General features: G+C 68.9%; 1 protein-coding gene. It reads right to left on the reverse strand.

The features are described from left to right. Positions 1 to 235 (reverse strand): hypothetical protein (locus tag OB03_RS14675; RefSeq protein WP_461344662.1); only part of this gene is annotated, 235 nt, incomplete at both ends.

Genomic DNA, 235 nt, shown 5'->3' on the forward strand with positions numbered 1-235 from the left:
CGCTTGGCCTGATCGCGCTGTGCGGTCACGCGGGACAAGCGGGCCTCGGCGTCGCGTTTGCGGGCGCTCTCGGCATTGGCGCGGGCCTCGACGGCAGCCAGCGTCCCTGCGAGGCGTTCCACCTCGGTATCGGCCTGTTTGCGGGCGTCTTCGGTCTCAAGGACGGCGCGTTCCAGTTCGGGCGTGCGTTCTGGTGCAGCGGCGATCTCGGCCTTCAGGCGCGACAGATCGTTTT

The organism is Brevundimonas sp. GN22 (assembly GCF_054824005.1).